Source organism: Microbispora sp. H10830 (genome assembly GCF_014161375.1).
GTDB classification, from domain to species: domain Bacteria; phylum Actinomycetota; class Actinomycetes; order Streptosporangiales; family Streptosporangiaceae; genus Microbispora; species Microbispora catharanthi.
In genome coordinates, this window is sequence record NZ_JABBWX010000011.1 from 199,430 (window position 1) to 211,046 (window position 11,617).

Genomic DNA, 11,617 nt, shown 5'->3' on the forward strand with positions numbered 1-11,617 from the left:
CGCCCAGGCCAGCGGCACAGACCAGCAGCACAGACCAGCAGCCCAGGTCGAAGGCTCGGGTCAGCCGGCCCGGGCGGCGGACTCGACCTGCTGCATGGCCTTGCGGATGCGCTTCTCGGAGACCGGGGTGGGCGTGCCGAGCTGCTGGGCGAAGAAGCTCACCCGCAGCTCCTCGATCATCCACCGGATGTCCCGCACGGCCTTGGCGTCCCGCTCGGCGGGCTTCAGCCGGTCGAGCAGGTCACGGTACTCGTCCTCGACGTCGTGCACCCGGTGCATCCACTCACGGTCGCGGTGGGGGTCGTCCGGGAGCTTGTCGAGCCGGCGCTCGACCGCCCGCAGATAACGGTGCACGTCCGGCAGCCGGTCGTAGCCCGTCTCGGTGACGAACCCGTCGTGCACCAGCCCGTCGAGCTGGTCGGCGATGTCGGCCCTGAGATCGGCCACGCCGCCGCCCAGCGCGCCGAGCCGGTTCTGCGCGGCGTGCCAGGCCGCGAGGACGCGCTCCACGCGCGAGACGACCTCCTCGGTCGTCTCGAACAGCGAGGCCCGCACGTGGTCGCGCAGCCGCTCGAACCCGGCCTCGTCCCAGACGGGCCCGCCCGCCCCCGCCATCAGCGTGTCGGCGGCGCACGCGGTGCAGTCGTCGAACAAGGCGGCGGCCCCGCCGTGCGGGCTGCGGCTGAGCGCGAGCTTCTGCGCGGTGGCCAGGGTCCGCAGGATGGCCTTGGCCGGGTTGACCACGTTGAGCAGCAGCAGCCTCCTGGTGCCCGCCCACATGGCCCTGTCGCGCTCGCGCTCGGTCTCGAACATCCGGACCGCGACGCTCGTGCCCTCGTCCACCAGGGCCGGGTAGGCCCGCATCCTGCCCTGCTCGAACACCTTCGGCAGCGTGCCGATCGTCCAGCCGTGCAGGCCGTCGCGTTCGAGGTCGTCGGCGGCCTTCGACAGCGTGGCGCGCAGCTTCGGCGCGAGCCGCCGCTTGAGCGCCTCCAGGTCCTTGTCCTCGGCCACCGTGCGCTTGCGGTCGTCGATCACCCGGTAGGTGATCCGCAGGTGGGCGGGGAGCTGGTCGAGGGCCCACGCGTCGCGCGGCACCTCCACCCCGGTCAGCGCCCGCAGCTCGCGCTCCAGCGCGCCGAGGATCGGCTCGCCGCCGGGCCGTACGCGTTCCAGCACGGCCTTGGCGTAGTTGGGGGCGGGCACGAAGTTGCGCCGCAGGTTCTTCGGCAGCGACCGGATGAGCGCGGTGACGAGGTCCTCGCGCAGGCCGGGGATCTGCCAGTCGAAGCCGGTCGGGTCGACCTGGTTGAGCACGGCCAGCGGGATGTGGACGGTCACGCCGTCGGCCTCGCCCGTCTCCACCGCGCCGGGCTCGAAGCGGTAGGTCAGGCGCATCCGCTGGCCGTTCTGCCGCCAGGCGTCGGGGTAGTCCCTGGCGCTGACCCCGGCGCTGTCGTTGACCAGCATCTCCGGCGAGAACGTCAGCAGCTCGGGCGTCTCCCGCGACGCCTTCTTCCACCAGCTGTCGAAGTGCCTGCCCGAGACCACGTCGGCCGGGATCCGCTGGTCGTAGAAGTCGAACAGCGTCTCGTCGTCCACGAGGATGTCGCGGCGGCGGGCCTTCTCCTCCAGCTGCTCGACCTCCTCGAGCAACTTGCGGTTCTCGTGGAAGAACTTGTGGTGGGTGCGCCAGTCGCCGTCGACCAGCGCGTGCCGGATGAACAGCTCCCGGCTCAGCTCGGGGTCGATGCGGCCGTAGTTGACCTTCCGCTCGGTCACGATCGGCACGCCGTACAGCGTGACCTTCTCCAGCGCGACGACGGCGGCCTGGTCCTTCTCCCAGTGCGGCTCGCTGTAGGTGCGCTTGACCAGGTGCTGCGCGAGGGGCTCGATCCACCCGGGCTCGATCTTGGCGTTGACCCGGGCCCACAGCCGGGAGGTCTCCACCAGCTCGGCCGACATCACCCACTGCGGCTGGGCCTTGGCCAGGGCCGAGCCGGGGAAGATCGCGAAGCGGGCGTTGCGGGCGCCGATGTACTCCGTGATCGGCCTGCGGCCGTCCTGCCTGCGCTTCTCGACGACGTCCTTGACCCCGATGTGCGACAGCAGGCCGGCCAGCAGCGACTGGTGGATCCGCTGGGGGTCGGCGGGCACGCTGTTGGGCACGATGCCCAGCGTCTTGGCCACCTGGCGGAGCTGGCTGTCGATGTCCTGCCACTCACGCACACGCAGGTAGTTGAGGTATTCGGCCTTGCACAGCCGCCGGAACGCGCTCGACGACAGCTCCTTCTGCCTGTCGCGAAGGTGGTTCCAGAGGTTGAGGTAGGTCAGGAAGTCCGACTCCTTGTCGGCGAAGCGTCGGTGCTTCTCGTCGGCCGCCTGCTGCTTGTCGGCCGGCCGCTCGCGCGGGTCCTGGATCGACAGCGCGGCCGCGACGATCATCACTTCACGGGCGCAGCCGTTCTTGTCCGCCTCCAGCACCATCCGGGCGAGGCGGGGGTCGACCGGAAGCTGGGCCAGCTTGCGCCCGAGCGGCGTGAGCTGGGTGCCCTTCCCCGTCTCCCGGCCCGCGGCCTTGTCCGCGAGGGCGCCGAGCTCGAGCAGCAGGTTGACGCCGTCCCTGACCTGACGGCTGTCCGGCGGCTCCACGAACGGGAACGCCGCGATGTCGCCCAGGCCCAGCGAGGTCATCTGCAGGATGACGCTCGCCAGGTTCGTACGGAGGATCTCGGGGTCGGTGAACTCCGGCCGGGAGAGGAAGTCCTCCTCGGAGTAGAGCCTGATGCACACGCCGTCCGACGTACGGCCGCAGCGGCCCTTGCGCTGGTTGGCCGACGCCTGGGAGATCGGCTCGATCGGCAGCCGCTGGACCTTCAGCCGGTGGCTGTAGCGGGAGATCCGCGCCGTGCCCGGATCGACCACGTACTTGATGCCGGGAACGGTCAGCGAGGTCTCGGCGACGTTGGTGGCCAGCACGATCCGCCGGCCCCGGTGGGACTGGAAGACCCGGTGCTGCTCGGCGGCCGACAGCCGCGCGTACAGCGGGAGGACCTCCTCGGGACGGCCCTTGAGCGCGTCGGCGGTGTCGCGGATCTCCCGCTCGCCGCTGAGGAAGACCAGGATGTCGCCCGGCCCCTCGGCGCACAGCTCGTCCACGGCGTCGACGATGGCCTGCGTCTGGTCGTCGTCCTCGTCGACGGGGCGGTAGCGCACCTCCACGGGATAGGTGCGTCCGGACACCTCGATCACGGGCGCCGGCTCCCCGCCCGGTCGGGCGAAGTGCCGGGCGAACCGCTCGGGGTCGATGGTCGCGGAGGTGATGACCACCTTGAGGTCGGGCCGCTTGGGGAGGAGCTGCTTGAGATAGCCGAGGATGAAGTCGATGTTGAGGCTGCGCTCGTGCGCCTCGTCGATGATCAGCGTGTCGTACTGCAGCAGCATCGGGTCGGTCTGCATCTCGGCGAGCAGGATGCCGTCGGTCATCAGCTTGACCAGCGTCCCGTCGCTGGAGTGGTCGGTGAAGCGGACCTTGTAGCCGACCGCCTCCCCCAGCTCGATCGACAGCTCCTCGGCGATGCGCTCGGCGACCGTGCGGGCGGCGATGCGGCGCGGCTGGGTGTGGCCGATGAGGCCGTGGACCCCCCGGCCGAGCTCCAGGCAGATCTTGGGGATCTGGGTGGTCTTCCCCGAGCCGGTCTCACCGGCCACGATGACGACCTGGTGGTCCCTGATCGCTGTGAGCAGGTCGTCCTTGTGCCGGCTGACCGGCAGCTCGGGAGGGTAGCTGAGGGCGGGAAGGGCCGCGCGGCGCGCGGCCACGCGGCGTTCCGCGGCCTCCACGTCCCCCGCGATCTCCTGGACGACGGACTGGCGGGCGGCGCGGTCGCGGACCCGGCGCATGCCGTCGAGACGGCGGCGCAGCCTGCGCTGGTCGCGCAGCATCAGGTCGGGGAGGCGGGCCTGGAGATCGGCGAGCGTGTTCATTCCATGCTCAAGGATAGGCAACACCCCCCGCCGATCTGCCAGCCGTTTTCCGGCGGCCCTTTCCCGGCGGCGTCAGCGGCGGCGCGACGGCTGATACTTGTACCCCACGTTGCGCACCGTCACGATCCGGCCCGCGTGCCGGCCCAGCTTGCGGCGCAGCCGCAGGACGTGCACGTCGACCGTACGGCCGCCCTCGTCGTCGTACCGGTCCCAGACGGCGGCCATGAGCTGGCGGCGGTTGTAGACCCGGCCTGGGGCCGAGCTGAGATAGTCGAGCAGCTCGAACTCGCGGAAGGTCAGCTCGATCTCCTCGCCATCGGCCCGGGCCACCCGCGCGGCCCGGTCCAGGACCAGTTCCTCCTCGCCGGGGGTCGCCCGCCGCTGCAGGGCGGCGGCCGGCGGCTCCGGCGCGTCCGCCGCGACCGCGGCGGGCACCAGGTAGCCCACGATCATCAGCACGGCGCCGGCCTCCGGCACCGGCAGCACGCCGAGCACGGACCCCTGCCCGATGTCGGGGGGCTCGTGGCCCTGCTCGCGCCTGCGCTCCACAAAGTCGATCACGTTCTGGTGGGACATGCCCCTCTCCTTGCCTCGTGGCGTACCGGACGGTGGTGACCGCGGTCGTCAACAGGCGGCGGCGCAGACGCGCAGCAGGTCGATGTGCCGGCGCTGGGTCAACCTCCCCGAGGAACTCATGGGATCATCATGGCAGCGATATTACCCGCTGTCCAGGTAGGAATAAGGGACTTCTATCGCTCAGGGGATGCGGGCGGCCCCCGCGGCGGCCATCGCCGCGCCGATGATCCCGGCCTCGTTCCGCAGCACGGCGGGCACCACCGGGGTGTCCCCGAGATCGACATACGGCAGGAACCTGTCGGCCTTCTTGCTCACGCCCCCGCCGACGACGATCAGGGTGGGCGACAGCAGGTCGCGCATGTGCCTGAGGTACTCCTCCACGCGCCGGGCCCACTTGTCCCAGCCCAGGTCCTCCTCCTCGCGCACCCGGTCGGAGGCGCGGTGCTCGGCCTCCTTGCCGCGGATCTCGATGTGGCCGAACTCGGTGTTGGGCACCAGCGTGCCGTCCACGAAGAGCGCGCTGCCGATGCCGGTGCCGAAGGTCAGCATGAGCACGACCCCGTGCCGGTCCCGGCCCGCGCCGAAGGTCATCTCGGCGACGCCGGCCGCGTCCGCGTCGTTGAGCACGACCGTCTGCTCGCCGAACAGGTCGGCGCCCTTCACGCCGATCCACGACTTGTCCACGTTGGCCGCCGTCCTGACGACCCCGTCGAGGACCACTCCGGGGAAGGTGACGCCCATCGGACCGGTCCAGGAGAAGTGCTCCGCGATCTCGCGTACGGCCTGGGCGACGGCCCCCGGCGCGGCGGGCCGCGGCGTCGGGATGCGCAGGCGCTCCCGGGTGAGCACGCCGGCGGCCGTGTCCACCGTGGCGCCCTTGATCCCGGAACCGCCGACGTCGATGCCCAGAACTTCCATGACTAACCTCCTGGTCCGGCTGGACGGCTACCCAGCCGCCCCCGCCTCATGCGCGGTCGCGAGTATCGCACGGCGTCGTGGGACCGGCCGGGTTACGTGAGGACAGGCCGGGTACGCCCCGAATCGGGGCAAATCACCACAAGGGGGACACGCATGATCAGGACACTCCACAAGATGGGACTGCGCTCCAATCACATGTACAGCGCCGCTCTGGGGTCGATCGGCATGTCGATCGCCTCATGGATCGTCTCGAACAAGTACGAGGCGGCCGGCATAGAGCGCGCCGACCGCTGGGCGTTGTTCGTCGGCGAGTGGGCGCCGACCTTCTTCGCAATGGGGGTCGCCCTGCGAATGGAGGAGATGGCCCAGGAGAAGGGGCAGGAGACCCCCGAGTGGCAGGAGCAGAGCAGCGACATCCGCCGCCCCACCCGCGCCGGCGTGTAGCGAGGGCGGGCAAGGGCTTCCACAAGCGGCCCGGAGGGACCGGACGGCCCCTCCGGGCCGCTGCGCGACCACCCCCGGCCGTTGCGGGAGGCGTCAGGCCACGGCCCGCAGGCGCTCGTGCGCCCAGTCCTCGAAGGTCGTGAGCGGGATGCCGAGGGCCCGCGCGTACTCCGGGCGGGCGGACTGACCGACCACGTTGATGAATTCGTGTACGGCGACGCCGTAGCCCGGCATCCCCGCGGCGACCGCCTCCTCCACCGTCATGTCGGGCGCGGGCAGCTCGGTGCGCAGAGCCCGGGAGAGGACCGCGGCGATCTCTTTCATCGGCCGGTGGTCACTGGCCAGTTCCAGTTCGACGCCGTGGAACCGCTCCGGTGCCGCGAAGGCCGCGGCGGCCGCCGCGCCGATGTCGTGGACCGCGACGAGGGAGAGCCGGGTGCCGGGCTTCAGCACGGTCACGATGCCCCCCTCGACGCCGCGGGGAAGCAGGTACGCCGCGGACGGGAGGAAGTTCTCCATGAAGAAGCCCGGCTTGATGATCGTCCAGTGGGTGAAGCCCGCCTCACGCACGCGATCCTGGGCGGCGGCCTTGGCGGCGAGGGCGGGTTCCAGCGACGCCCAGCGGCCTTCGGCCCAGCCGGGGGCCTCGGTGTGCCGCCCCGCGCCGGTGACGGACGTGTGCACGAACTGCGGCACGCCCGCGGCCAGCGCGCCCTCGACCAGGTTGACGGCCTGGACCAGCTCGCCCTCGAAGTCGAAGGCGCCTGCCCGCAACGGCGGCATCTGCACCGAGAAGACGGCCCGGGCTCCTCGCGCGGCCCTGATCACGGAGTCACGGTCGCGGAGGTCGCCGGTGACCAGCTCGGCGCCGAGTGCTTCGACCGCCCTCGCTCGTTCGGTCGCGGGGTCGCGGACCAGTGCCCGGACAGGGACGCCGTTCGCCAGCAGGGCACGGGCGGTGGCGCCCCCCTGCTGGCCGGTGGCGCCGGTGACCAGAACGGGTGCGGAATCGATTGCCATGAGGCCCTCCTGGGGCGAGCAAAGAAACGGCGGGGCCCGCCGTTTATGCTTCGGTACAATACGGCGGACCCCGCCACTTAGCAACCGATGAGGTGACACCATGCCCGTCCAGCGTGCGGACGCCCGGCGCAACTACGCGCGCCTGCTCGCCGTGGCCAAGGAGGCGATCGCCGCAGAGGGCCCCGACGCGTCCCTGGAGCAGATCGCCCGCACCGCGGGAGTCGGATCAGCCACGGTGCGCCGGCACTTTCCCAATCGGCAGTCGCTGCTGGAGGCGGTCTTCCGCGAGCGGGTCGAAACCCTGTGCGCGCACGCCCGCGAGCTGACCGGCAGGGCCGACACCCGGGCCGCGCTGCTGGAATGGCTGAGCGCCGTCCTCGCGGACGCCGCGACCATCCGCGGGCTGGCCACCGCGCTGACCCGCGACCGGGCGGCCGGCCCCGACGCGGCGCAGGAGCACTGCTGCTCGGCGCAGCTCACTGAGGCGGGCGAGCCGCTGGTGCGCCGCGCCGCGGATGACGGCGCGCTGGCGCCGGGCGTGACCACCGGCGACCTGCTCGCCCTGATCACCGGTATCGCCCTCGCCACGGAACACCACCCGGATCCCGCCGCCGACGCGCAGCGACTGCTCGGCCTGTCCATGGCGGGAGTCAGCCCCCGTCAGGGGTGATGGAAATCGGCACGCGGCGCCTCCGTTAGGCTCGGCGCGCGTGACCCCCGATCCCGCCGCCGTCGCGCGCTGGCTGTGTACGCGGCCCGCCCGCGGGGCCGGCATCCGCGTCCTGGCCGTCGAGGGACGCTCGGGTGCGGGCAAGTCGACGCTGGCCGTCGCCGTGGCCGCGGCGCTCACCGCGCCGGTCGTCCGCATGGACGACCTGTACGACGGCTGGGACGGCCTGCAGGCCGGGGTGGACGCCCTGCTGGAGTGGGTGCTGCGCCCCCTGGGCCGCGGGGGCCGGGCACGCTGGCGGCGCTACGACTGGACGCGGGGCCGGTACGCCGAATGGCACGAGATCGCCGGGGCGGACGCCGTCGTGATCGAGGGCGTGGGCTCCGGCGCCCGCGAGGCGGGGCCGTACCTCAGCGGGCTGGTGTGGCTGGAGGCCGGTGAGGAGGTCCGCCGGGCGCGGGCGCTCGCCCGCGACGGCGAGCTGTACGCGCCCCACTGGCGGCGCTGGGCCGAGCAGGAGGAGCGGTACTACGCCCGCCATGACGTGCGCTCCCGGGCCGACCTCGTCATCGTCACCGGCTGAGGCCCGTCAGGCGTCACCGGCTGAGGCGCGTCAGGAACGGACCCGCACGCCGACCTCGTCGAGCCGCGTCAGCAGATCGGCGGGATCGGCGTACACGCGGAAGGCGCCGGTGCGCTCCAGCGGGCGCACCGAGCCGGGCGGCTCCGGGTAGTCGAATCCTGCGTTCATCGTGGCCGTTCTCACCGGCCGGCGGCCGCCGGAACACGTCCGGCCGTTCTCACCCGGGGACCCTCGGGGCCGGGCCGACGGCCGCCGAAGCCGTCCCGCCGCCGCTCAGCCCAGTCCGGCGCGGTACTCCTCGTCGGTCACCGGCCCGTGCCAGTGCGTCTTGCCGCTCGCCGTGACGGCGATGTGCACAAGCGTGTCGTCGTCGGCGGCGCCGTGCCAGTGCTTCTCGCCCGGCTGCACGTGGACCCAGTCGCCCGGCCCGATGAGCGTGCCCTCGGTCTCGCCCCAGCGCGTCACCACCCCGCGTCCCGACAGCACGTACAGCGCCTGCTCCCCGTCGTGGGTGTGCCAGCCCGAGCGGGCCTGCGGCTCGTAGGAGAAACGCTGGGCGCGCAGGCCGTCCGGCTCCACCTCCTTCAGCGCCTCCGCCTCCCACACCCCGTCGGTGAACCTGTCCGGTCCCGGCCGGGTGGCCTTGATCTCGCCTTCTCGTACGAACCTCATCACGCGCTCCTTTCGCCGCGGGCCGGTCGCGTCATGCCGGCACCGCCCGCACCCATCCACGATCCCCGCCGGGGAAGCCCTCCATCGTGAGCCCGGCCTCGCGCAGCAACTCCTCGAACCGGTCGTCCGTGCGGCGCCTGCTGACGAACGTGTGCGTCCATCGCCGGTCCCCCACGACGTACTCCATCGTCGCGTCGAGCAGATCCGGCTCGGGCCGGCTCACGTCCGTCATCCGGATCACCCGTCCGTCGCGGCGCGTCTCGGACGGCCCCACCGTGTCGTACCACTCGGGCGGCTGGCGCTGGAGGATCACGCACCCGTCCGAGTCGACATGGCGGCGGCAGGTGCGCAGGAACGCCCGGCACAGGTCGTCGTCGGCGGTGTCGATCACGTACGACATCAGCAGGACCACGTCGAACATCCGGGGCAGCGACAGGTCCTGGATGCGGGACAGGACCGTCTCCGCCCCGTGGATGTGCGCGAGCATCTCGGGCGACTCGTCGACGGCGACCACCTCGTGGCCGAGCGCGAGGAGGGCGTGGGTGATCCGGCCCACCCCCGCGCCGAGTTCGAGGATCGCCGCACCCTCCGGTATCGCGGCGTGGACGATCTCGGGTTCGCCGGCGGGCGTGAGCGTCGCGTAGTAGTCGACCGCGCACCCGTCCGGAGTGATCGGGCCGGGGCCGGTGCCCTGATAAAGCCGTTCTGGCAGCATGATCACCATCCTGCATCACGGGCCGGACAGCGGCCCAGTCGTGGCGATTTGTCTGATTTCTGTCGGGTATTTCTCTCATGATGAGTCTTGCCGGACGGAGGTGACAGGCATGAGCGTTCCGATGAGACGGGAGTCCAGAGGTCTCGTTCCCGACCTGTTCGACCTGCTGGAGGCGCCGATGGCCGCGCTCCGGCCGATGGCCGGGCAGCAGATGCGGCTTGAGGACTACGTGAAGGACGACCGGTACGTGCTGCGCGCCGAACTGCCCGGAATCGACCCGGACAAGGACGTGGAGATCAGCGTGTCGAACGGTGTGCTGACCATCCACGCCGAACGGCGCCACGAGGAGCGGCAGGCGCACCGCACCGAGTTCCGGTACGGAGCCTTCACCCGGTCGGTCGTGCTGCCGCCGAACGCGGACGAGAACGACGTGAAGGCGACCTATGACAAGGGACTCCTCGAGGTGAGCGTGCGGCTCGCCGAGGAGCGGGAGGAGCGCAGGCGAATCCCGATCGAGAAGCCGGGAGCCGGGCAGCAGCAGCAGAGCTGAGGGCGCCCACGCCGGGCCCGTCCGCCGCGCGGACGGGCCCGAGCTCGCCCGGCTCAGGGCCCGCTGGCCTGCGTAGGGCCTGGCCGGGCCAGGGCCGTCGTAGGGCAGGCCCAGGGCAGGCTCAGGGCAGGCTCAGGGCGCCGACGGGGACCGTACGACGGCGACCGGGCACTCGGCGTGGTGCAGCGCTCCCCGGCTGACCGAGCCGAGCATCGCCGAGCCCAGCGCGCCCCGGCCATGGGAGCCGACCACGAGCAGGTCGGCCCCGCGTGATGCCTGGACGAGCGCGTCGACCGGATGCCCGTAGGCGATCTCCTCGCGCACCGGCACCTCGGGATACCGCCTCCGCGGGTCCGCCAGCTTCTCCCGCATCACGCGCTGACGGGCCTCGCGCACCTCCTCCACGTCATAGGTGATCTCGGGCGCGAGCGGATGGGCGGGCAACTGCCAGGCGTGCACGGCGCGCAGCGCGTCGCCGTGCGCCCTGGCCTGCTCGAAGGCGTACGCCAGGGCGGGCTCGCATTCGGGCGAGTCGTCCACGCCCACGGCGACCTCCCCCCTCTCGCCGCTCCACCCGGGCCGTACGACGACGACCGGGCAGGGGGCGTGCCCGGCGACGTGGGTGCTGACCGAGCCGACGACGATGCCGGCGAAGCCGCCGAGTCCCCTGCTGCCGAGCACGATCTCGACGGCCTCCTTGGCCTTGTCCCGCAGGACGCGGGAGGGGATGCCCTCGATGATCTCCGTACTGATCTTCACGTCCGGCTGCCGCTCGCGGGCCACGGCCTCCGCGGCGGACAGCGCCCGCTCGGCGTGCGCGGTGAGCGGGTCGCCGCCCGAGGCGGGGAACTTCGGGATGCCGTACGCCCAGTGGTCCACGACGGAGACGAAGCGCAGCGGGCAGCCGCGGCGGGCGGCGTCGTCCGCGGCCCACCGCACGGCGGCCGTCGCGGCGGGCGAACCGTCGGTGCCGACGATGATCGGGCCGGGCATGGGCGCTCCTTCCTTCCTCACTGGCCTTTCCGACCTGGAACCTCCTCCATGTCACCACCGGCGGCCGCGCCCCTCCAGGGTCGTAGGTCCTCGGCCCGGGGCCGGTGCCGGGGCCGCGCGGCCGGGAGGGATGCTGGAGTCCTGGAGGTGGTCCGACATGGAATCGAAGCGCTGGACCGTCGAGATCTTCGTGAACGAGGACGACAACGACGACGTCACCACCGCGACCGCCGTGCTCTACACGCCCGCGGGACGACGCCACGAGAGCGTCGGCCGAGCCCGCCGCAACCCGTCCGACCGGCCCGTGCCCGAGATCGGCGACGAACTGGCGGCCGGACGGGCCCTCGCCGACCTGGGGGCCAAACTCATCGGGGATGGCGCGGAGGACGTGGCCCAGCTCGCCGGTCCCGCCTACGAGTCGTACTGAGACCCCGGCCCGTTCTCCGGCCATCCGCGTGCTTAAGGCCGGAGCGCCGGGGACGGGCCCGG

General features: G+C 72.2%; 13 protein-coding genes. 5 read left to right on the plus strand and 8 right to left on the minus strand.

Features of this window, described 5'->3' with window-relative positions; all coding sequences use genetic code 11:
• Positions 1-60: 60 nt before the first annotated feature.
• The 3 genes from hrpA to ppgK form a co-directional block, all read right to left on the minus strand.
• Complete coding sequence (gene hrpA / locus HHX35_RS26835; protein WP_182901487.1) at positions 61-3,987, minus strand: ATP-dependent RNA helicase HrpA; 3,927 nt, start codon at positions 3,985-3,987, stop codon at positions 61-63.
• A gap of 72 nt (positions 3,988-4,059) precedes the next feature.
• Positions 4,060-4,563 (minus strand): winged helix-turn-helix domain-containing protein, encoded by a 504-nt coding sequence (locus tag HHX35_RS44790; protein WP_182901488.1) that lies wholly within the window; start codon positions 4,561-4,563, stop codon positions 4,060-4,062.
• A 180-nt stretch (positions 4,564-4,743) separates the two neighbouring features.
• Positions 4,744-5,481, minus strand: a complete 738-nt coding sequence (gene ppgK, locus HHX35_RS26845; RefSeq protein ID WP_182901489.1) for a polyphosphate--glucose phosphotransferase — start codon at positions 5,479-5,481, stop codon at positions 4,744-4,746.
• Between the two features lie 153 nt (positions 5,482-5,634).
• On the opposite strand from ppgK, the gene HHX35_RS26850 reads away from it, so the two are divergent.
• Positions 5,635-5,925 (plus strand): hypothetical protein, encoded by a 291-nt coding sequence (locus tag HHX35_RS26850; protein WP_182901490.1) that lies wholly within the window; start codon positions 5,635-5,637, stop codon positions 5,923-5,925.
• A gap of 93 nt (positions 5,926-6,018) precedes the next feature.
• Here the strand turns inward: HHX35_RS26850 and HHX35_RS26855 are convergent, their stop codons facing one another.
• Positions 6,019-6,945, minus strand: coding sequence for an NmrA family NAD(P)-binding protein (locus HHX35_RS26855; RefSeq protein ID WP_182901491.1), 927 nt, complete (start codon positions 6,943-6,945; stop codon positions 6,019-6,021).
• Between the two features lie 100 nt (positions 6,946-7,045).
• Between HHX35_RS26855 and HHX35_RS26860 the strand changes: the two genes are divergently transcribed.
• Both HHX35_RS26860 and HHX35_RS26865 read left to right on the plus strand, forming a co-directional pair.
• Positions 7,046-7,615, plus strand: coding sequence for a TetR/AcrR family transcriptional regulator (locus tag HHX35_RS26860; RefSeq protein ID WP_182901492.1), 570 nt, complete (start codon positions 7,046-7,048; stop codon positions 7,613-7,615).
• Between the two features lie 40 nt (positions 7,616-7,655).
• Entirely contained in the window at positions 7,656-8,198 is a 543-nt protein-coding gene (locus HHX35_RS26865; RefSeq protein WP_220505919.1) for a hypothetical protein, read from the plus strand.
• Between the two features lie 30 nt (positions 8,199-8,228).
• Here the strand turns inward: HHX35_RS26865 and HHX35_RS26870 are convergent, their stop codons facing one another.
• The 3 genes from HHX35_RS26870 to HHX35_RS26880 form a co-directional block, all read right to left on the minus strand.
• Positions 8,229-8,366, minus strand: a complete 138-nt coding sequence (locus HHX35_RS26870; protein ID WP_259405424.1) for a hypothetical protein — start codon at positions 8,364-8,366, stop codon at positions 8,229-8,231.
• Between the two features lie 105 nt (positions 8,367-8,471).
• Entirely contained in the window at positions 8,472-8,870 is a 399-nt protein-coding gene (locus HHX35_RS26875; RefSeq protein ID WP_139580665.1) for a cupin domain-containing protein, read from the minus strand.
• Positions 8,871-8,901: 31 nt separating this feature from the next.
• On the minus strand, positions 8,902-9,585 hold the full coding sequence (locus HHX35_RS26880) for a bifunctional 2-polyprenyl-6-hydroxyphenol methylase/3-demethylubiquinol 3-O-methyltransferase UbiG (protein ID WP_182901493.1): 684 nt from the start codon (positions 9,583-9,585) through the stop codon (positions 8,902-8,904).
• Between the two features lie 109 nt (positions 9,586-9,694).
• Here HHX35_RS26880 and HHX35_RS26885 point away from each other — a divergent pair, with 109 nt between their 5' ends.
• Positions 9,695-10,135, plus strand: a complete 441-nt coding sequence (locus HHX35_RS26885) for an Hsp20/alpha crystallin family protein (RefSeq protein WP_139580663.1) — start codon at positions 9,695-9,697, stop codon at positions 10,133-10,135.
• A gap of 132 nt (positions 10,136-10,267) precedes the next feature.
• Here HHX35_RS26885 and HHX35_RS26890 read toward each other — a convergent pair whose 3' ends face one another.
• Entirely contained in the window at positions 10,268-11,128 is an 861-nt protein-coding gene (locus HHX35_RS26890) for a universal stress protein (RefSeq protein WP_182901494.1), read from the minus strand.
• A gap of 157 nt (positions 11,129-11,285) precedes the next feature.
• On the opposite strand from HHX35_RS26890, the gene HHX35_RS26895 reads away from it, so the two are divergent.
• Positions 11,286-11,555 (plus strand): DUF1876 domain-containing protein, encoded by a 270-nt coding sequence (locus HHX35_RS26895; protein ID WP_139580661.1) that lies wholly within the window; start codon positions 11,286-11,288, stop codon positions 11,553-11,555.
• The last annotated feature ends 62 nt before the right edge of the window (positions 11,556-11,617 follow it).

What these genes read in the sequence shown, in the direction of transcription:
- hrpA (WP_182901487.1), bottom strand. Translation starts at nt 3,987, where the DNA reads ATGAACACGCTCGCCGATCTCCAGGCCCGCCTCCCCGACCTGATGCTG.
- HHX35_RS44790 (WP_182901488.1), bottom strand. Translation starts at nt 4,563, where the DNA reads ATGTCCCACCAGAACGTGATCGACTTTGTGGAGCGCAGGCGCGAGCAG.
- ppgK (WP_182901489.1), bottom strand. Translation starts at nt 5,481, where the DNA reads ATGGAAGTTCTGGGCATCGACGTCGGCGGTTCCGGGATCAAGGGCGCC.
- HHX35_RS26850 (WP_182901490.1), top strand. Translation starts at nt 5,635, where the DNA reads ATGATCAGGACACTCCACAAGATGGGACTGCGCTCCAATCACATGTAC.
- HHX35_RS26855 (WP_182901491.1), bottom strand. Translation starts at nt 6,945, where the DNA reads ATGGCAATCGATTCCGCACCCGTTCTGGTCACCGGCGCCACCGGCCAG.
- HHX35_RS26860 (WP_182901492.1), top strand. Translation starts at nt 7,046, where the DNA reads ATGCCCGTCCAGCGTGCGGACGCCCGGCGCAACTACGCGCGCCTGCTC.
- HHX35_RS26870 (WP_259405424.1), bottom strand. Translation starts at nt 8,366, where the DNA reads ATGAACGCAGGATTCGACTACCCGGAGCCGCCCGGCTCGGTGCGCCCG.
- HHX35_RS26875 (WP_139580665.1), bottom strand. Translation starts at nt 8,870, where the DNA reads ATGAGGTTCGTACGAGAAGGCGAGATCAAGGCCACCCGGCCGGGACCG.
- HHX35_RS26880 (WP_182901493.1), bottom strand. Translation starts at nt 9,585, where the DNA reads ATGCTGCCAGAACGGCTTTATCAGGGCACCGGCCCCGGCCCGATCACT.
- HHX35_RS26885 (WP_139580663.1), top strand. Translation starts at nt 9,695, where the DNA reads ATGAGCGTTCCGATGAGACGGGAGTCCAGAGGTCTCGTTCCCGACCTG.
- HHX35_RS26890 (WP_182901494.1), bottom strand. Translation starts at nt 11,128, where the DNA reads ATGCCCGGCCCGATCATCGTCGGCACCGACGGTTCGCCCGCCGCGACG.
- HHX35_RS26895 (WP_139580661.1), top strand. Translation starts at nt 11,286, where the DNA reads ATGGAATCGAAGCGCTGGACCGTCGAGATCTTCGTGAACGAGGACGAC.